The 17,172-nt window shown below is 63.9% G+C and carries 16 protein-coding genes and 1 tRNA gene; 4 read left to right on the top strand and 13 right to left on the bottom strand.

Translation table 11 applies throughout. The features are described from left to right. Position 1: 1 nt before the first annotated feature. The 8 genes from JY451_07355 to JY451_07320 form a co-directional block, all read right to left on the bottom strand. Complete coding sequence (locus tag JY451_07355) at positions 2 to 1,552, bottom strand: peptide chain release factor 3 (GenBank protein ID QZH76343.1); 1,551 nt, start codon at positions 1,550 to 1,552, stop codon at positions 2 to 4. Between the two features lies 1 nt (position 1,553). Then, complete coding sequence (locus JY451_07350) at positions 1,554 to 1,889, bottom strand: hypothetical protein (GenBank protein QZH76342.1); 336 nt, start codon at positions 1,887 to 1,889, stop codon at positions 1,554 to 1,556. A 26-nt stretch (positions 1,890 to 1,915) separates the two neighbouring features. Beyond that, entirely contained in the window at positions 1,916 to 4,339 is a 2,424-nt protein-coding gene (locus tag JY451_07345; protein QZH76341.1) for a phenylalanine--tRNA ligase subunit beta, read from the bottom strand. Beyond that, on the bottom strand, positions 4,336 to 5,439 hold the full coding sequence (pheS, locus tag JY451_07340; GenBank protein QZH76340.1) for a phenylalanine--tRNA ligase subunit alpha: 1,104 nt from the start codon (positions 5,437 to 5,439) through the stop codon (positions 4,336 to 4,338). The genes JY451_07345 and pheS overlap by 4 nt, the downstream gene beginning before the upstream one ends. A gap of 81 nt (positions 5,440 to 5,520) precedes the next feature. Continuing rightward, a complete protein-coding gene (gene rplT / locus JY451_07335; protein QZH76339.1) occupies positions 5,521 to 5,880 on the bottom strand; it encodes a 50S ribosomal protein L20 in 360 nt (119 codons plus the stop codon). Positions 5,881 to 5,906: 26 nt separating this feature from the next. Then, entirely contained in the window at positions 5,907 to 6,110 is a 204-nt protein-coding gene (gene rpmI / locus JY451_07330; protein ID QZH76338.1) for a 50S ribosomal protein L35, read from the bottom strand. A 157-nt stretch (positions 6,111 to 6,267) separates the two neighbouring features. Continuing rightward, on the bottom strand, positions 6,268 to 6,858 hold the full coding sequence (locus JY451_07325; GenBank protein ID QZH76337.1) for an outer membrane beta-barrel protein: 591 nt from the start codon (positions 6,856 to 6,858) through the stop codon (positions 6,268 to 6,270). A gap of 171 nt (positions 6,859 to 7,029) precedes the next feature. Then, entirely contained in the window at positions 7,030 to 7,806 is a 777-nt protein-coding gene (locus tag JY451_07320; protein QZH76336.1) for an inositol monophosphatase family protein, read from the bottom strand. A 65-nt stretch (positions 7,807 to 7,871) separates the two neighbouring features. Between JY451_07320 and JY451_07315 the strand changes: the two genes are divergently transcribed. Further along, entirely contained in the window at positions 7,872 to 8,861 is a 990-nt protein-coding gene (locus JY451_07315) for a helix-turn-helix domain-containing protein (GenBank protein ID QZH76335.1), read from the top strand. Positions 8,862 to 8,902: 41 nt separating this feature from the next. Here the strand turns inward: JY451_07315 and trmB are convergent, their stop codons facing one another. The 3 genes from trmB to JY451_07300 form a co-directional block, all read right to left on the bottom strand. Beyond that, on the bottom strand, positions 8,903 to 9,616 hold the full coding sequence (trmB, locus tag JY451_07310; GenBank protein QZH76334.1) for a tRNA (guanosine(46)-N7)-methyltransferase TrmB: 714 nt from the start codon (positions 9,614 to 9,616) through the stop codon (positions 8,903 to 8,905). A gap of 91 nt (positions 9,617 to 9,707) precedes the next feature. Next, positions 9,708 to 10,403, bottom strand: a complete 696-nt coding sequence (locus JY451_07305) for a response regulator transcription factor (protein ID QZH76333.1) — start codon at positions 10,401 to 10,403, stop codon at positions 9,708 to 9,710. A gap of 507 nt (positions 10,404 to 10,910) precedes the next feature. After that, positions 10,911 to 12,203 carry an HlyC/CorC family transporter gene (locus tag JY451_07300; protein QZH76332.1) on the bottom strand — a complete coding sequence of 431 codons (1,293 nt, stop codon included), beginning with the start codon at positions 12,201 to 12,203 and terminating at the stop codon, positions 10,911 to 10,913. A 158-nt stretch (positions 12,204 to 12,361) separates the two neighbouring features. On the opposite strand from JY451_07300, the gene JY451_07295 reads away from it, so the two are divergent. Next, the gene (locus JY451_07295) at positions 12,362 to 13,045 is read left to right on the top strand and encodes an OmpA family protein (protein QZH76627.1); all 684 of its coding nucleotides are present in this window, start codon (positions 12,362 to 12,364) and stop codon (positions 13,043 to 13,045) included. 50 nt (positions 13,046 to 13,095) lie between these two features. Here the strand turns inward: JY451_07295 and JY451_07290 are convergent, their stop codons facing one another. Beyond that, the gene (locus tag JY451_07290; GenBank protein QZH76331.1) at positions 13,096 to 13,878 is read right to left on the bottom strand and encodes a 3'(2'),5'-bisphosphate nucleotidase CysQ; all 783 of its coding nucleotides are present in this window, start codon (positions 13,876 to 13,878) and stop codon (positions 13,096 to 13,098) included. A 115-nt stretch (positions 13,879 to 13,993) separates the two neighbouring features. Between JY451_07290 and sucC the strand changes: the two genes are divergently transcribed. Then, on the top strand, positions 13,994 to 15,193 hold the full coding sequence (gene sucC, locus JY451_07285) for an ADP-forming succinate--CoA ligase subunit beta (GenBank protein ID QZH76330.1): 1,200 nt from the start codon (positions 13,994 to 13,996) through the stop codon (positions 15,191 to 15,193). 129 nt (positions 15,194 to 15,322) lie between these two features. Then, positions 15,323 to 15,396: transfer RNA gene (locus JY451_07280), tRNA-Gly, on the top strand. 461 nt (positions 15,397 to 15,857) lie between these two features. Here the strand turns inward: JY451_07280 and JY451_07275 are convergent. After that, a complete protein-coding gene (locus JY451_07275; GenBank protein QZH76626.1) occupies positions 15,858 to 17,171 on the bottom strand; it encodes a coproporphyrinogen dehydrogenase in 1,314 nt (437 codons plus the stop codon). Position 17,172: the final 1 nt, after the last annotated feature.

Below are 17,172 nucleotides of genomic sequence, written 5' to 3'. Positions count from 1 at the left end.
GTCACCGCTCCTTGGTCGCCGAGAACACGATCTCCGGGTTCTTTTCCTGCTGGTAGCCGACATCCCACGCGCTGCGGGCCATGAACACCAGGTCGCCGTCGCGGTCTTTCGCCAAGTTGCCCTGGTTGAACCGCTCGAACTCGTCGAGCTTGTCCTGCGGTCCCTGCATCCAGCGGGCGGTGGCGAAGGGGCTGGCTTCGAGCGCCGCTTCCACCTTGTATTCGGCTTCCAGCCGCGAAATCAGCACTTCCAATTGCAACTGCCCGACCACGCCGACAATGCTCGATCCGCCGATCACCGGGTAGAACACCTGGATCACGCCCTCTTCGGACAGATCGTCGAGCGCTTTCCGCAATTGCTTGGTCTTGGTGGGATCGCGCAATTGCACCCGGCGGAGGATTTCCGGGGCGAAATTGGGCAGGCCGGTGAAGCGGATGGTATTCTTCTCGCTCAGCGTATCGCCCACCCGCAGCGTGCCGTGGTTGGGAATGCCGATGATGTCGCCCGCTTCCGCCGTATCGGCAATCTCGCGGTCCTGCGCGAAGAACAGGATCGGCGAATGCACGGCAATCGGCTTGCCCAGCCCTGAGGGGGTAAGCTTCATGCCGCGTTTGAAGGTGCCCGAAACCTGCCGCATGAAAGCAATCCGGTCGCGGTGCTGCGGGTCCATGTTCGCCTGCACCTTGAAGATGAAACCGGTCACTTCGTCGCGGCTCGGGCTGATTTCGCCCTGGTCGCCCAATAAATCTTGGCAGGGCTGCGGGCGCGGCGGCGGGGCGTACCTGGCGATGCCCTCGATCAGTTCGGCAACGCCAAAGTTCTTGAGCGCAGAGCCGAAATAAACCGGGGTCAGGTCACCGTGGCGGAAGGCGGCGAGATCGAATTCGGGGTAGCCGCCGCGTGCCAGATCGATCTCGTCACGGTAGTTCTCCGGGATCGCCGCGTCGGCATCGCGCCGCCCGAGATATTCCTTCGATGGCCCATCGGGCCGCGCCACTTCGCCGGTGCGGAAATCGAGCAGCCCTTCGAACAGCCCGCCCATGCCCACGGGCCACATCTGCGGGCTGACATCGAGCGCCAGCTTGTCGGCGACCTCGTCCAGCGTCTCGAACGGGTCGCGGCCCTCGCGGTCCACCTTGTTGACGAAAGTGATGATCGGCACCGAGCGCAGGCGGCAGACCTCGAACAGCTTCAGCGTCTGCGGCTCGATCCCCTTGGCCGCGTCGATCACCATGATCGCCGAGTCGACCGCGGTCAGCGTGCGATATGTGTCTTCGGAGAAATCCTCGTGCCCCGGCGTGTCGAGCAGGTTGAAAGTGATCGTCTTGCCTTCGTGCGCTTTCTCGAACGTCATCACGCTGGACGTGACCGAAATGCCGCGCTGCTGTTCGATCTTCATCCAGTCAGAACGCGCCCGTCGCGCCTGGCCGCGCGCCTTGACCTCGCCAGCGAGATGGATCGCGCCGCCTTGCAGCAGCAGCTTCTCGGTCAGCGTTGTCTTGCCCGCGTCAGGGTGCGAGATGATGGCGAAGGTGCGGCGGGAATTGGTCATGCTAGGCGCGCGATCCCTTGAACAATGTGTGGCGCAAGGCAACGACAATCAGTGCGTAAGAGATGAATACGAACGATACCATCCCGACGATTGCCATGCCCATTCCGCCGTCGTTGGTGGCATAGGAGAGTTCCCACACCCAATAGCCACAAAGGAGTCCGGCAACCCCCACGAGAGACAGTGCATACCTGACTGGAATCGCCGCCAACATCGCCGGGAACAATGCTAGAACTCCTGCGCGTCGCCAGAATGCCACCTTGTTGATGTCACCGACCTCCATCCCAAGGACGAAGATGGCAAGCAGCAAAGTGATCAGTAGCCCGACGAGGAATACCAAGGCTGAAAAGATGCCTAGTCGACGCACTAACCACGCAATTCCGCGCCCAGTTTCGCCGCCGCTGCAACAACGGCATCGGCAATCGCCTTCAGGTCGGCGTCCTTGTAGCTCGCCTCGCCGGGTTGGAGCGTCACTTCGATCGCCACGCTCTTCTTGCCTTCCGGCACGCCTTGCCCGGCGAACACATCGAACACGCGGGCATCGACAATATTCGTCTTGTCCGCGCCCTTCACCGCGCGCAGCAGGTCGGCAGCGGCAAGCGCGGCGGGGACGAGGAAGGCGAAATCGCGCGACACGGCTTGCAGCGCGGGCGGGGCGTAGTCGGGCTTGGCGAAGCCCGCCTTGCCCTGCCTTGATGTTCTTTGGGCCGGGATTGCGTCGAGATAGATCTCCACCGCCATTACCGGGCCATCGACATCAAAGGCATCAAGCGTCGCGGGATGCAGCGCGCCGAAGCGGGCGAGCACCGCCTTGGGGCCGAGCCGCAGCGTGGCGGACTGGCCGGGGTGGAACTGCGGACCTGCCTCGCCCATCACTTGAAGCTTGTCGACCGGAGCACCCGCCTCGGCGAGCAGCGCTTCGGCGACGGCCTTGGCGTCGAAGGCATCGTAAATGGCCGCCTTGCCGGTTGCCCAGCCGCGAGGGGTCTTCTCGCCCGCCAGCAGCAAGGCAAGCGTCGGGCGCTCGTCGCTGGTGCCGTCGGCCCCGCGAAGGTAGCGGCGACCCAGTTCGAACAGCCGCAGGGCATCCGCACCGCGATCCAGATTGCGCTTCGCTGCCGCCAGCAGGCCGGGGAGCAGCGAGGGGCGCATGGCCTTCATTTCCTCGCTGATTGGGTTGTCGAGCACCCACAGCGGCGCGCGCTCATCCTGAGCCTGTCGAAGGGCGGCAAAATGCTCGGCGTGGGCCACCGGCAGGAAGGACCAGGTCACCGCCTCGTTCAGCCCGCGCGCGGCAGCCGCACGGCGCAGGCGGCGTTCGAGCGCCTGCATGGGGGTGGCGGTGGGACGAGCAACACCTTCCTGGCGTGGCAGGGCGACGCTGGCGACCTTGTCCAGCCCGTGGATGCGGACCACTTCCTCGACTATGTCGGGAGCACCTTCGATGTCGTGCCGCCGCAGCGGAACGGTGACGGTCCAATCGCTGGAGATGCTGAAATCGAGCGCCTGGAGGATGCGCTTTTGCTCCGCCTCTGGCACATCCACGCCGCCCAACTTTGCGGTCAGCCCCGGATCGAAGGCAATCACCTTCGGCTCGCTCGGCGGCGAACCTGCGCGCACCACTTCGCTCGCCTCTCCACCGCAGAATCGCTGGATCAGGCTGGTGAGGCTTTCCAGCCCCTCCTCCAGCCACGCCGGATCGACCCCGCGTTCGAACCGCGTGCGGGCATCGGTCGCCAGCCCCAGCTTGCGCCCGGTCACGCCGATGCGCTCCGGATCGAAGTAGGCGATTTCCAGCAGCACATCGGTGGTTTCGGGCTGCACCGAGCTCTGCTCGCCGCCCATGATCCCGGCGATGTCATGCACGCCCGCGTCGTCGGCGATCACCGTCATGCTGGCATCGAGCGTGTAGGTCTTGCCGTTCAGTGCCTCGACCTGCTCACCATCGCGCGCGCGGCGGGCGACCACCGGGCCGGTGAGCTTCGCCAGATCGTAGACGTGCGCCGGGCGACCGAAGGCGAGCATCAGGTAATTGGTGATGTCCACCAGCGCCGAAATCGGACGCTGGCCCGCAGCCTTCAGGCGGCGCTGCATCCAGTCGGGGCTGGCACCGTTGCTGACCCCGCGAATGACGCGGCCGTAGAAGGCGGGGCAGCCCGCAGGATCATCGGTGCGAATTTCCACCGGACATGGGAAAGTCGCGGCAATGTCGTGTTCGCGCAAGGGCTTGAGCGTGCCGAGCCCCGCCGCCGCAAGATCGCGGGCGATGCCGTAGACACCCATGCAATCGGGGCGGTTGGGAGTAACCGCCACGTCGAACACCGGCGATGCGCCGTGGTATTCGGCGAAGAGGGTGCCGACCAGCGCATCACCGGGCAGTTCGATGATCCCGTCGTGCTCGTCGCCCAGTTCGAGCTCGCGCACAGAGCACATCATGCCGTTCGATTCGACCCCGCGAATGGCGCTCTTCTTGAGCACCATGCCGTTGGCGGGAACCACCGCTCCCGCCACGCCGAGCACGCCCTTCATCCCCGCACGCGCATTGGGCGCACCGCAGACCACCTGCAAAGGCTCGCCTTCACCCGTCGAGACGGTGAGCACCTGCAACTTGTCGGCATCGGGATGCGGGGCAGCAGTCAGCACTTCGGCCACGCGGAAGCCCGCCAGCTTGTCCGCCGGGTCCTCGATCCCTTCGACCTCGATCCCGATGGCGTTGAGCGTCGCGGAGATTTCCGCCACGCTCGCCTGCGTGTCGAGGAAATAGGTCAGCCATTCGAGCGAGAATTTCATGCTTTCGCTCCTACGCCAGCGGAAAGCGTCGGCTGGTCGAGCCCGCTGAATCCGTAATGCGCCAGCCAGCGCACATCGCCGTCAAAGAAGGCGCGCAGGTCGTCCATCCCGTATTTGAGCATGGCAAGCCGGTCGACGCCGACGCCGAAGGCAAAGCCCTGCCACTCATCGGGATCGAGCCCGGCAAATTCGATCACCCGGCGGTTGACCATGCCGCTGCCGAGCAGTTCCATCCAGCCATGCCCGGGCGCATCGCCGCTGCCGCCAAGCACCCGCTTGCCATTGACGAGCGCGAAGCCGACATCGACTTCCACCGAAGGCTCGGTGAAGGGGAAGTAGCTCGGACGCAGGCGGAGGACGATGTCCTCGGTCTCGAAGAAGGCCTTGAGGAAAGTTTCCAGCGTCCATTTCAGGTGGCCGAGGTGAATGTCCTTGTCGATCACCAACCCTTCGACCTGGTGGAACATCGGCGTGTGCGTGGCGTCGCTGTCGCTGCGATAGACCCGCCCCGGCGCGATGATCCGGATCGGCGCTCCCTGCGCCATCATGCTCCGGATCTGCACAGGCGAGGTGTGCGTCCTCAACAGCATCTTGCCACCCTTAGGGGCCGTGTCGGGGAAGTAGAACGTATCGTGCATCGCTCGCGCCGGGTGGCTTTCGGGCATGTTGAGCGCGGTGAAATTATACCAGTCGTCCTCGATCTCCGGCCCCGTGGCAACCGCGAAGCCGAGATCGGCGAAAATCTCCGCCAGCTCGTCCATCACCTGGCTGACCGGGTGAACCGAACCCTTCGGCGCGGCAGGCGCAGGCAGGGTAAGGTCGAGCGTTTCGGTCGCCAGCCGCGCCTCGCGCTCCGCCGCCTCCAGCGCCGCCTTGCGCGCTTCGACGGCATCGGCCACGCGGGCGCGCAGGCCCTGGATGCGCGGGCCTTCAACCTGCCGCTCATCGGGCGACATGCCGCCCAGCGTCTTCATCAGCGCGCTGATCCAGCCCGCCTTGCCCAGCGCCTCGACGCGGATCGCCTCGACGTCAGCGGCGCTGCCCGCCGCTTCCAGCCGCGCCAGAGTCTCGTCTGCCAATTGTTCGTGATCGGTGCTCATGATGGCCGCTCGCTTAGTGGGGACAAACAAAAAGCGCCACCCTTTCGGATGGCGCTTCCTGTATTTCAGAACATCATCAGGTCAGGCGGGAAGCGCTTCCTTGGCCTGCTTGATGATGAGGCCAAAGGCCGCCGCTTCGTTCATCGCCAGATCGGCCATGACCTTGCGGTCCAGCTCGATCCCGGCCAGCTTCACGCCGTGCATGAACTGCGAATAGGTGAGGCCTTCGCCGCGCACTGCCGCGTTGATGCGCTGGATCCACAGCGCGCGGAAATTGCGCTTGTTCACCTTGCGATCGCGATAGGCGTACTGGCCGGCCTTTTCGACGGCCTGGCGGGCAACGCGGATCGTGTTCTTGCGACGGCCGCGATAGCCCTTCGCCTGTTCGAGAATCCGCTTGTGCTTGGCGCGGGTGGTAACACCGCGTTTGATGCGAGTCATAGTCTATTCCTTTCCAGAGCGCGCGGTCAGCCGAGGCCGTAAGGGGCCCAGCGCTTGATCGTCGGCGTGTCCGCAGTGGACAGGACCGAAGTGCCGCGGTTCTGGCGGATATACTTCGCATTGTGGCTGATCAGGCGGTGGCGCTTGCCGGCGACACCATGCTTGACCTTGCCTGTGGCGGTGAGCTTGAAGCGCTTCTTCACGCCGCTCTTGGTCTTCAACTTGGGCATTTTCATCTCCTTTGACAGAGACACGTCCAACCAGCCCTGGCAGCCCTTGATGGCCAGACCGGAAAATAATCACGTGTCAGTGAAGCGGGCGCGCATACCGATTCCTGCGGCAATTGCAAGGACCGCGTGCCGCGCCCGCTCCTGAAGTTGCGCTCGCTTAGAAGCGGGCACCCACGGTAACACCGGCATGGCGGCGCTGGAAATTGATGCCGTAGACATCGCCAAGGTCGGCATAGCCAAGCTCGACGCTGCCGTAGAACGTGTCGCCGAAGCCATGTTCGTAACCTGCTGCAAAGGCCACGCCTTCACCGGTTTCAGTCGAATCGAGACCAAGGCCACTGGTTTCGAAACCGAGCTGGCCGTAGCCCAGCTTGCCGAAAAGCTGGCCTTCGGCGTTCAGCGCCACGCCAATATGCAGACCGGCTTCAAGATAATCGGTCGTCGACACGCAGAAGCCTTCTTCGCAGCTTTCGACGCTGGAAACCTCGTACTGGCCATAGGGACCGACGACTACCGAATTGCTCACCGCCAGATCGAAGCCGACTTCGCCACCGAAAGCGAAGGCGCTGCCCAGCTTGTAGACATCGTCGTCTTCTTCGATCGAGCTGACCGTCGGGGTCTCGTAAGTGGCCCGTGCTTCGATGCGCACACCGTCACGAGCAATGGAATCGGTCGTATTGGCTTCCTGTGCGGCAGCCGGAACGGCGACGGCGGCGCAGAGCGCTACCGGAACAACAAACAAACGCATGCAGATTTACCCCTGTTAGATCGCCTCGACGCTCGAAGCGCGGGCGCGCCCTAGGGGAAAGCCTCTGCCCAAGCGATTACCATCGCTTGGGCAGTTGCGAATTGACCGTTACTGTTGCGTGGCAGCAACTTTATTGCGCGGCCAGGCTGCGGAAGTCGGAGCTGGGCAGTCCTAGGTTCCCAACACCTCCACCACATCCTCCAGCCGCGCCGGATCGCCCAGCGCCAGCACGGAACCGTCCGATCCCGCGTGCAAAGGCTCGCCGCGCCAGTCGCTCATCACGCCGCCTGCGCCTTCGACCACCGGCACCAGCGCGGCGTAATCGTGCAGTTTCAGGCCTGCTTCGGCGACGATGTCGATATGGCCGCTCGCCAGCGTGGCGTAGTTGTAGCAGTCGCCGCCCATCACCATGCGCTTGTGATCGGTCTGCCCGGCCAGCGCCATGAAGCGGTCGCCCTGCTCCACGGTGAAGTAATGCGGGCCGGTGGTGGCGATGGTCGCGTGGTCGAGTTCGGGGCACAGGCGCGTGCGCACGGGCTGGCCGTTGAAGGTGGTGGGTTTGCCGACCACGCCGAGCCAGCGTTCGCCAAGGATCGGCTGGTCGATCACGCCGAGCACCGGGAAGCCACCTTCCAGCAGTGCGATCAGGGTGCCGAAGATCGGCCGCCCGGCGAGGAAGGCGGTGGTGCCGTCGATCGGATCGAGCACCCACTGGCGGCCCGATACGCCCTGCTTCTCGCCATATTCCTCGCCGAAAATGCCATCCGCGCTGGCCTCCGCTTCGATCAGGCGGCGCATAGCGGCTTCGGCATTGCGATCGGCCAGCGTTACGGGAGTCGAATCGCCTTTCGATTCGCTGTCCATCAGGGTGCGGAACAGCGGGCGGATTTCGGCGCGGGCAGCATCTGCCAGCCGGTGAATGAGTGCAATATCAGTGCTGGAGGCCATAGTGCTCTCCTAGTAGAAGTTAACGGCGTTGCAATCGCCGGGTTTGTTACGCAATCTTCCGCATAATGAAAAACGGGCCGCAGATTAAGTCGCAGACCGGCGCTACGCGGGGCGGTTCGCCACTGGCCCTGTCGCGCGCTCCGGCCTGGGACCTGCTGCCCTGGGGTTACTGGTGGAGCATTGCCGAGGGCGAGCTTCCCGCAGGGATGCGCATCGAATGCGGGCGGGTGATCGATCATCCGTGCATCACCATCATCTATCATGACGCCTGGACCGCGGGCACGGCGGACGGAGTACAGGTCTGGCAACCCGGTCCCCACGGCACCGCGCTCTATTTCGGGCCGCAATCGCGGCGGATGTCGCTCGGCATTTCGGGCAAGTATGTGGCTATCACCCTGCACCTGAATGCGGGCGCGGCGAGCCTGCTGGGCTTTCCCGAGAACGGCGAAGTGCTCGACCGGATTGTCGATGTCGATGAGTGGTTCGGGCGCGACTTGCCGCTGGGCTCGCTCGTGCCCATGGACCAGCCCTACGAAGCATGGCTGCGCGCGCTGGAAGACGAGTTCCTCCGCCCGCTGGTGGAAGCATCGGGCCGCAAGATTCCCGATCCTATCGTCATCGATTTCGAGCGCCAGTGCCTCGCCAATCCCGATATCAGTGTGGAGCAATTCGCCGAACGCCACGATGTCTCCAAACGCACGATCGAGCGGTTGATCAAATCCGCATTCGGGATCACCCCCAAGCAGGCGCTGCGCCGCGCACGGGTGCTCGACATGGCCTCGGCCCTGCTCGATGTCGCCCGACCCGAGGACCGCCCGGAAATCGAGCTGCGCTATTTCGACCAGTCGCACCGGGTGAAGGAAGTGCGCGCATTTTTCGGGATGTCGCCGAGCCAGCTCAAGAACGGACCGCACCCCTTCCTGCGGCTAGCGCTGGAAGTGCGCCAGCGGCGGCGTCTCGACGCGCTCAACCGGTTGAAGCCTCAAGAGCTGGGCCCGTGGCGCGATCCCGACAGCGAACCGCGTTCGCGCGGACAGGGCTGGTCGGCAAACTGAACCTGCTTCCGCTCGCTAGGCGCAGCTCGCACTGTCCGTGCTCAACGGCGGCGGAACCGGAAGTACCACACTTCGTGCCCGTAGGTATGGCGCGCCTTGTATTCGTAGCGCGTTTCGGGCCAGCCGGAGGGGCGCTGGCGGAACTGGTCCGGCCCGTCGATTACCCATTCGAATTCCTCGCGGAAGCGCCGCATCACCATCAGCGCGTGGCGGACATAGACCGCGTGATCGGTGCCGAAGCGGAATTCGCCGCCGGGCTTCAGCTTGTCGGCGATCATCCGGACCGGGCCATCGTTCATCATCCGCCGCTTGGCGTGCTTGGCCTTGGGCCAGGGATCGGGATGCAGCAGGTAAACCATTGTCAGCGCGCCGTCGGGGATGCGTTCGAGCACCTGCAAGGCATCGCCGTGATGGATGCGGACATTGCCCAGCGCCCCGTCGCGGACGTGGACCAGCGCCTGCGCCACGCCGTTGACGAAGGGCTCGGCTCCGATGAAGCCGTGATCGGGCAGCAGGTCGGCGCGATAGGCCAGATGCTCTCCGCCGCCGAAGCCGATCTCGAAATGCAGCGGGCGCTCCCCATGCGAACTTGGGCCGAACAGCCCCTCCGCCGTCACCGGCCCCTCAAGCGGCACCGCAATCTGCGGCAGCAGCGTGTCGACCAGGTCCTGCTGCCCGGCGCGCAGGGCCTTGCCCTGGCTGCGCCCGTACAGCCGCTTCAGCGTGGTCGGATCGCCTTCCTTGTTCGCACTCATGGCGAGCGCGCTAGAGAAGAACGCCCCGAAAGCGCAACTGCTTTCGAGGCGTCCCCGGGTACCCCTTGCCCCCTCGGGAGCAAAATCACTATCAGGCGGCGACCTGTTCCTCGCCCGGATCGCGCAGCACATAGCCGCGGCCCCAGACGGTTTCGATGTAGTTTTCCCCGCCGCAGGCACTCGAAAGCTTCTTGCGCAGCTTGCAGATGAACACGTCGATGATCTTCAGTTCGGGCTCGTCCATCCCGCCGTAAAGGTGGTTGAGGAACATTTCCTTGGTCAGCGTGGTGCCCTTGCGCAGCGACAGCAGCTCGAGCATCGCATATTCCTTGCCGGTCAGGTGCACCCGCGCGCCATCGACTTCGACGGTCTTGGCATCGAGGTTCACCGCCAGCTTGCCGGTGCGGATCACGCTCTGCGAATGGCCCTTCGAGCGCCGCACCACAGCGTGGATGCGGGCGACCAGTTCGTCGCGGTGGAACGGCTTGGTCACGTAATCGTCCGCGCCGAAGCCGAAGCTGCGGATCTTGCTGTCCATTTCGGAAATGCCCGACAGGATCAGCACCGGGGTCTGCACCTTGGCCACGCGCAGCTTCTTGAGCACATCGTACCCGTGCATGTCGGGCAGGTTCAGATCGAGCAGGATGATATCGTAATCATACAGCTTGCCCAGATCGAGGCCTTCCTCGCCCAGATCGGTCGAGTAGACGTTGAAGCCTTCGGTGGTGAGCATCAGCTCGATCGCCTTGGCGGTCGTCGGCTCGTCTTCGATCAGCAGAACACGCATTGGAAACCCCTTTGCTCCCGGTGGTAACCCTCAATTCAGAGGTGTTGCCGTGAATTAACCACGTCGCTTCTCACCAAAAAAGGTTAACAATCGGTTTCCGCGTTAAGACTTTTGCGGTGAGTCTTTCCGGCAACAGGGGAAATCCGGTTAATTTCTGCGGCTTCGCGGCGGCTGAAAGTGAAGATCGGCCCACTGCGAACTTCGCCGTCACACAGTAGCAGGCACTCGGTTCGTCTCACGTACGGGGCTTTTGGAGCATATGGAGCACGGTTAAGGGCAGGAAAAACCACTTGTGTCACCGTTGGAGACAGAAGTGTGACCTTTCTCGCGTCCAGGCGAGCGGAGGGTGGAATGCGGTCCATGCCATTTAGGGAAGCACAGCGGGCTGCCTGTAGGAAACACACACGCGGCGGCGTAGGGCACAATATCCCCGCATGCGCCTTCGCCGCGGCCCCGGTGAGCCAGCGAGAGGATAGTCCGACACCGGCGTCGTTCGCTGAGCGCGCTTCACTCCTCGCGCACCAGCAGCTTGTCGATCTTGCGGCCGTCCATATCGATCACTTCGAAACGCCACCCCTGGTCGGTAAAGTATTCCCCTTCGGCGGGTAGGTGCTTGAGCATGAACAAGACGTAACCTGCCGCCGTTGCAAATTCACGGCCTTCGGGAAAATCGAGCCCCAGCCGCTCGGCCAGCGCATCGGCCGAAAGCGCGCCCGACACCAGCAGCGATCCGTCCTCGCGCGCGACGATCATCGGCGTGTCGCCTTCGTCCTGGTGGCTGGCGAAATCGCCGGCAATGGCTGCCAACAGATCCGCCGTGGTCACGATCCCGTCGAGATGGCCGTACTCGTCATGCACCATCGCCATGCCGGTGCCCGATTGCTGGAGCACCCGCAGCGCGTCCATCGCATCGAGCTGGTCGGGCACGACCTGGCTCTTGCGCAGGATGTCGGCGAGCACCACCGGCTCACCGGTCAGCATCTGCGCCAACAGTTCGCGCACCTTGATAACGCCGATCACCCTGTCGGCCGTACCGTCCGCCACCGGCAGCAGCGAATGGGGCGATTCTTCGATCACCCGGCGCATTTCAGCTTCGTCGGCATTCGCATCGAGCCAGTCGATCTGTGTGCGGGGGGTCATCAGTTCGCGCACTGGACGATCCTGAAGGCGCATGATGCCAGAAAGGATCGCGCGCTCCTGTTCCTCGATCACTCCGCTGCGCGTAGCATCGGCAAAGATCATCTGCAGTTCTTCGCCGGTCAGGCCGTGCTCGCCCTTGTGACGCACTCGCAACAGCCGCAGCAGCATCGCGGAGGAATTGTCCAGCAACCACACGAACGGCTTCGACACCTTTGCCAACAGGTCCAGCGGCAGCGCCATGATGATCGCCACCGGTTCCGCCGCCCGCAGGGCGAGCTGCTTGGGCACCAGTTCGCCGATCACCAGGCTGAGATAGGTGGTGACGGCAATCACCACGATGTAACCCACATTGTCGGCGATATCCGCATCCACGCCCAGCAGCGCGATCCGGTCCCCCACCGGCCCGCCCAGTGCGGCACCCGACACTGCGCCGTTGATAATGCCGATCAGGGTGATGCCGATCTGCACCGTGGAAAGAAACTTGCCCGGCTCGGCCGCCAGCCGCATTGCCACGGCCGCGGCTTTGCTGCCCTTTTCCGCTGCCATCCGCAGCCGCGCGGTGCGTGCCGAAACAATTGCGAGCTCGGACATGGCAAACACGCCATTGAGAACAATCAGGAAAATGAGCGCGGCGAGATAATGCCAGGGAAACGGATCCATCAGGTCTGCGGCGCTAGCAGATATGCCCGCAGGTGCGAACCCTTCACGTCATCACCGATGTTACGAGAAGTTACGGAACGCTCCGCTGGCCAAACCGTTGTGCGGGATGCAACATGATTACTCGCATCGTGGTCTGCGTGATTCTGGAGGAAGAACCAATGTATTCTAAGAAAGTCCTCATGTCGTCCATCGGCGCGCTTGCGCTGGTCGGTACGACCACTGCTTGCGTCACCGATCCCAATACCGGCAACCAGGTTATTTCGCGCACCGCCATCGGCGGTATCGGCGGGGCCGGGCTCGGCTATCTGCTCGGCGGTTTGATCGGCGGCAAGACCGCCCGCATCGTCGGCGCGGGGATCGGCGCAGCCGCAGGCGGCTATGTCGGCTACCGGATGGACGAACAGATCCGCGAACTGGAAGAAGTCACCGCCGGTACCGGCGTGGACGTGACCGAGACCCCGAATGGTGACGGCATCCTGGTCAACTTCCCTGACGTTACCTTCGCGGTCGATTCGACCAACATCTCGCCCACCATGCGGTCCACGCTCGATGGCGTGGCGCAGAACATGGTTGATCGGCCCAACAGCCTGATCGACGTGATGGGCCACACCGATTCGACCGGCAGCGAGCAGTACAACCTCGACCTGTCGCGCCGCCGTGCCGAATCGGTCGCCAACTACCTCGTCTCGCGCGGCGTTGCCCGCGCCCGCATCGAGACGATCGGCTATGGCGAGCAGTACCCGATTGCCGACAACACCACCGAAAGCGGCCGCTCGGCAAACCGCCGCGTGGAAATCCGGATTACCCCGGTAACGCAGGCGGACGTGAACGCCGCCTATTGAGCAAGTCGCTCTGGCAAGAGTGAGGGCGTCCCGCAAGGGGCGCCCTTTTTCTATTCTCCCACGATCCGCGCCGCGCGTTCCGCCAGTCGCTCCACGGCTGCATCATGGATGGCAGGCGCGGTGACGAGCAGGCCGAAGGCGCGCGGATCGCGTTTGTTGTAGGCGAGCGGTTGGCCGAAGGCATCGGTCACGCGCGCCCCTGCCTCGCGGGCGATCAGCGCGGCGGCGCCGATATCCCATTCATAGCCCCAGCGCAGCGTGGCCAGCAGGTCGGCCTCGTCAGCAGCTACCATTGCTACCCGAAGGGCGATCGAATTGGGCTTGTCGACTGTCGTCAGGTCGCGGTCCTCCTTCGCCAGCGAATCGGCGGGCACCCGCGCGCCGGAAAACTCGCGCCGCGTGCTCGCCGCCAGCCGCTCACCGTTGCGCCACGCACCCCTGCCCGCCGTGGCCGACCAGACTTCGCCGCGTGCGGGGGCAACCAGCGTGCCGATCAGGGGCCGCCCGCCGCTGATCAAGGCCACCGACACCGCCCAGCCCGGCCGCCCACGAATGAAATCGCGCGTGCCATCGATGGGATCGACCAGCCAGATCAGTCCCTTGTCGAGCCGCCCGGCATGGTCCGCAGTCTCCTCGCTCAGCCAGCCCGCCGCAGGCAGCAGGCGACCCAGTTCGCGCTTGAGGAAGGCGTCGACTTCCATGTCGGCCTCGCAGACCGGATTGCCGGGCGATTTCTCCCAGCTCTTCAGGTCATGGCCACCACCGGGCCAGCGGCCATGGGCCATGTGCCCCGCCTCTCGGCAAATCTGTTCAAGTTTCATGCTGTCGATCATGGGTGATCGCGCCAATGATTGAGGAAGAGAGGGTTTGCAAGCCGCGCTTGATGATGCTTAAGCGCCCGACGAAAAGCTGACCAATTGCTCTCCCAAGATACGAAGGCCCATTCCCATGAACATCCACGAATATCAGGCCAAGGAACTGCTGGCGAAATTCGGCATCGGCGTGCCCACCGGCTATCCGGCGCAGAGCGTGGAAGAAGCCGTGGCGGCTGCGGGCAAGCTGCCGGGGCCGCTCTACGTGGTGAAGGCGCAGATCCACGCGGGCGGACGCGGCAAGGGCAAGTTCGCCGAACTGCCCGCCGATGCCAAAGGCGGCGTGCGGCTGGCCAAGAGTGTCGCCGATGTCGAAGCCGATGCGAAGGACATGCTCGGCAACACGCTGGTGACGATCCAGACCGGCGATGCGGGCAAGCAGGTCAACCGGCTCTACGTCACCGACGGGGTGGATATCGCCAGGGAATTCTACCTTTCGATGGTTATCGACCGCGAAACCAGCCGTGTCGCACTGATCGTGTCCACCGAAGGCGGGATGGATATCGAGGAAGTGGCGCATTCCACGCCCGAGAAGATCACGACCCTCACCGTTGACCCCGCAACCGGCTTCATGCCGCACCACGGCCGCGCAGTGGCCTTCGCGCTCGGCCTGTCGGGCGATCTGGCCAAGGCGGCGCAGAAGCTGGCGAAGCAGCTCTACGATGCCTTCGTCAAGCTCGATTGCGCGATGCTGGAAATCAATCCGCTGGTGGAAACCGCTGGCGGCGAACTGCTGGTGCTCGACACCAAGATGAGCTTCGATTCGAACGCGCTCTACCGCCACCCCGATGTCGAGGCGATGCGCGACGAAACCGAGGAAGACCCGATGGAGGTCGAGGCCTCCAAGTACGATCTCGCCTATATCAAGCTGGATGGCGATATCGGCTGCATGGTCAACGGCGCGGGGCTGGCGATGGCGACGATGGACATCATCAAGCTGAATGGCATGTTCCCGGCCAACTTCCTTGATGTCGGCGGCGGCGCCAGCAAGGAGAAGGTGACGGCTGCGTTCAAGATCATCCTCTCCGATCCGGCGGTGAAGGGCATTCTCGTCAACATCTTCGGCGGCATCATGAAGTGTGACGTGATCGCCGAGGGGATCGTGGCGGCGGCGAAGGAAGTGAACCTCTCGGTCCCGCTGGTGGTGCGTCTGGAAGGCACCAACGTGCAACTGGGCAAGGATATCCTTGCGAACTCCGGCCTGCCGATCATCGCGGCGGACGACCTGGGCGACGCGGCGAAGAAGATTGTGGCGCAGGTGAAACAGGCGGCGTGAACTGCGCCGATCGCGCTGCTGGATCAGCGGGCCGCGTCCGCCATGCCGGACACATCAAGGCTTGACGCACCCGCCCCGCCAATGGCAATCGGCCCAGCGCAAACGATAGGGCACCGAGGTGCCCGGATTGCGGGTATAGCTTAGTGGTAAAGCTCCAGCCTTCCAAGCTGGCTATGCGGGTTCGATTCCCGCTACCCGCTCCAATCCCTTGCCCCAGCGAACCTTTCCTCGCGCTGCCGAAACCGTCCGTCGCACCTGAGAATCCACAGGCGTCAGGTGGTCCGGGCAGCGCCACTTACTATCGATTGTGGAAGGCACGTTTGGCTTAGAGGACTATTTCTCTGCGTGGGGGCCCTGAGATGGAGAACCGCCATGAAGAGCCATAAGATTGTGTCCGCTATTGTAGCTTCAGCAGCCGGAATCGCATTTGCCGCCACCGCGACTGCTCAGGCGAACGGACAGCCTCAACGCTCCTCCGATAGTCCACCCGGACTGATACGTGTCTTAGCCAAAGGTATACCGGGAATTGCCAGGGCGATTGTCGCAACCGAAGGCTCGAACAGTCGGTTGCAGGACTTGCCCGCCAGTCCCTGAACACGTCGATACCCATACGAGAGACCCCGCTTCGGCGGGGTTTCTTTTGCCCAGGGCAGCAGTTCGCAGTTCAGACCGCGGAGCTGAACCGGCGCGGGGAGTGCTGGCGGTAGGGATCGAAGCAGGCGGCAATGCTGCGGGCATAGGGAAGAGCGCTGGCAGGAATGGTCAGCATTCCGCCGGCATATTCGCACAGTCCCGCGGCAAGGAACGGCTCGAGTCGCTCCCGGGCCTCGGCCATGATCGGCTGGTCGATTCGCGCCCGACCCCGGCAGAGCAGTTCCTCGATGATCGAACCCCGGCGCTGGTCGTCCACCGAGCGGAGCTTGCCCGACGCGGCGGGCAGGCGCGACTGTGAGAGCAGCATTCGGTAACGCCCGGCATTCTTCTCGTTTTGCGCCAGCAGGCCGGGGAAACTGCTGATTGCCGATGCGCCAAGGCCTATCACGGCTGTGGCAGGATCGTCCGTAAAGCCCTGGAAATTGCGCCGCAACCGACCGGACATCGCCGCCTGCGCCAGTGGATCGCCGGGCAGCGCGAAGTGATCGAAACCGACAGGGGCATAGCCCGCATCGACCATGTGGCGGAATCCCGCCTCGGCCATGGCGAAGCGCTGGTCCTGATCCGGCAGGGCATTGCCATCGATCCGCTTTTGCCGCGCGATCAGGTGCGGAACATGGGCATAGCCGAACAAAGCCACCCGCTCCGCGCTGAACCCCCGCGCAAGATCGAGCGAAGACAGGACGTTGTCGATCGTCTGCCCCGGCAAACCGTACATCAGGTCCATATTGAGTGAAGTCACGCCAGCGCGCCGCAGCATTCCCACCGCACGTTCGATCATGGCCAGCGGCTGCACACGCCCGATGGCATCCTGCAATTGTGGGGCAAAGGTTTGCACGCCGAGCGAGGCATGGCTGGCGCCCACGCCACGCAGCACGCCTTCCCATTCGTCGGTGAGCGTGCGGGGATCGAGTTCGATCGACACCAACGGATCGGCAAGCGGGAATTTCAGCGTCAGCTGGTCGAACAGCCGCACGAAATCGACCGGAGCCAGCGCGTTGGGGCTGCCTCCGCCGAAGGCGATCCGGCGTACGCGCGCTCCGGCGGGCAGCAGATCTGACACCAGCGCAATCTCGCGGTGCAGCGCGTCCAGGTAGCTGGCGAGCCGTTGCGGGCGGTTGGCGGCGCTGGTGTTGCAGCCGCAGTACCAGCAGATCTTCTCGCAGAAGGGGATATGGACGTAGAGCGAGACGTCGCCCGTCGCTGTTCCGACGGCATCCTGGAATTGCAGCGGGCCGACGCTGGCGTCAAATTCGGCAGCGGTGGGGAAGCTGGTGTAACGCGGCACCGGCGTGGCGAGCAGGTCTGGGTGATAGGTCCACATG

It is taken from the genome of Erythrobacter sp., from assembly GCA_019739335.1.
Classification (GTDB): domain Bacteria; phylum Pseudomonadota; class Alphaproteobacteria; order Sphingomonadales; family Sphingomonadaceae; genus Alteraurantiacibacter.
This window is presented reverse-complemented; position numbering and strand designations above follow the sequence as displayed.

Coding starts and splice junctions, on each gene's coding strand:
- trmB (QZH76334.1), bottom strand. CDS start 9,616: ATGAGTGCGAACAAGGAAGGCGATCCGACCACGCTGAAGCGGCTGTAC.
- JY451_07355 (QZH76343.1), bottom strand. CDS start 1,552: ATGACCAATTCCCGCCGCACCTTCGCCATCATCTCGCACCCTGACGCG.
- sucC (QZH76330.1), top strand. CDS start 13,994: ATGAACATCCACGAATATCAGGCCAAGGAACTGCTGGCGAAATTCGGC.
- rplT (QZH76339.1), bottom strand. CDS start 5,880: ATGACTCGCATCAAACGCGGTGTTACCACCCGCGCCAAGCACAAGCGG.
- JY451_07295 (QZH76627.1), top strand. CDS start 12,362: ATGTATTCTAAGAAAGTCCTCATGTCGTCCATCGGCGCGCTTGCGCTG.
- JY451_07300 (QZH76332.1), bottom strand. CDS start 12,203: ATGGATCCGTTTCCCTGGCATTATCTCGCCGCGCTCATTTTCCTGATT.
- JY451_07315 (QZH76335.1), top strand. CDS start 7,872: ATGAAAAACGGGCCGCAGATTAAGTCGCAGACCGGCGCTACGCGGGGC.
- JY451_07305 (QZH76333.1), bottom strand. CDS start 10,403: ATGCGTGTTCTGCTGATCGAAGACGAGCCGACGACCGCCAAGGCGATC.
- JY451_07290 (QZH76331.1), bottom strand. CDS start 13,878: ATGATCGACAGCATGAAACTTGAACAGATTTGCCGAGAGGCGGGGCAC.
- JY451_07325 (QZH76337.1), bottom strand. CDS start 6,858: ATGCGTTTGTTTGTTGTTCCGGTAGCGCTCTGCGCCGCCGTCGCCGTT.
- JY451_07345 (QZH76341.1), bottom strand. CDS start 4,339: ATGAAATTCTCGCTCGAATGGCTGACCTATTTCCTCGACACGCAGGCG.
- JY451_07275 (QZH76626.1), bottom strand. CDS start 17,171: ATGTGGACCTATCACCCAGACCTGCTCGCCACGCCGGTGCCGCGTTAC.
- JY451_07320 (QZH76336.1), bottom strand. CDS start 7,806: ATGGCCTCCAGCACTGATATTGCACTCATTCACCGGCTGGCAGATGCT.
- rpmI (QZH76338.1), bottom strand. CDS start 6,110: ATGCCCAAGTTGAAGACCAAGAGCGGCGTGAAGAAGCGCTTCAAGCTC.
- pheS (QZH76340.1), bottom strand. CDS start 5,439: ATGAGCACCGATCACGAACAATTGGCAGACGAGACTCTGGCGCGGCTG.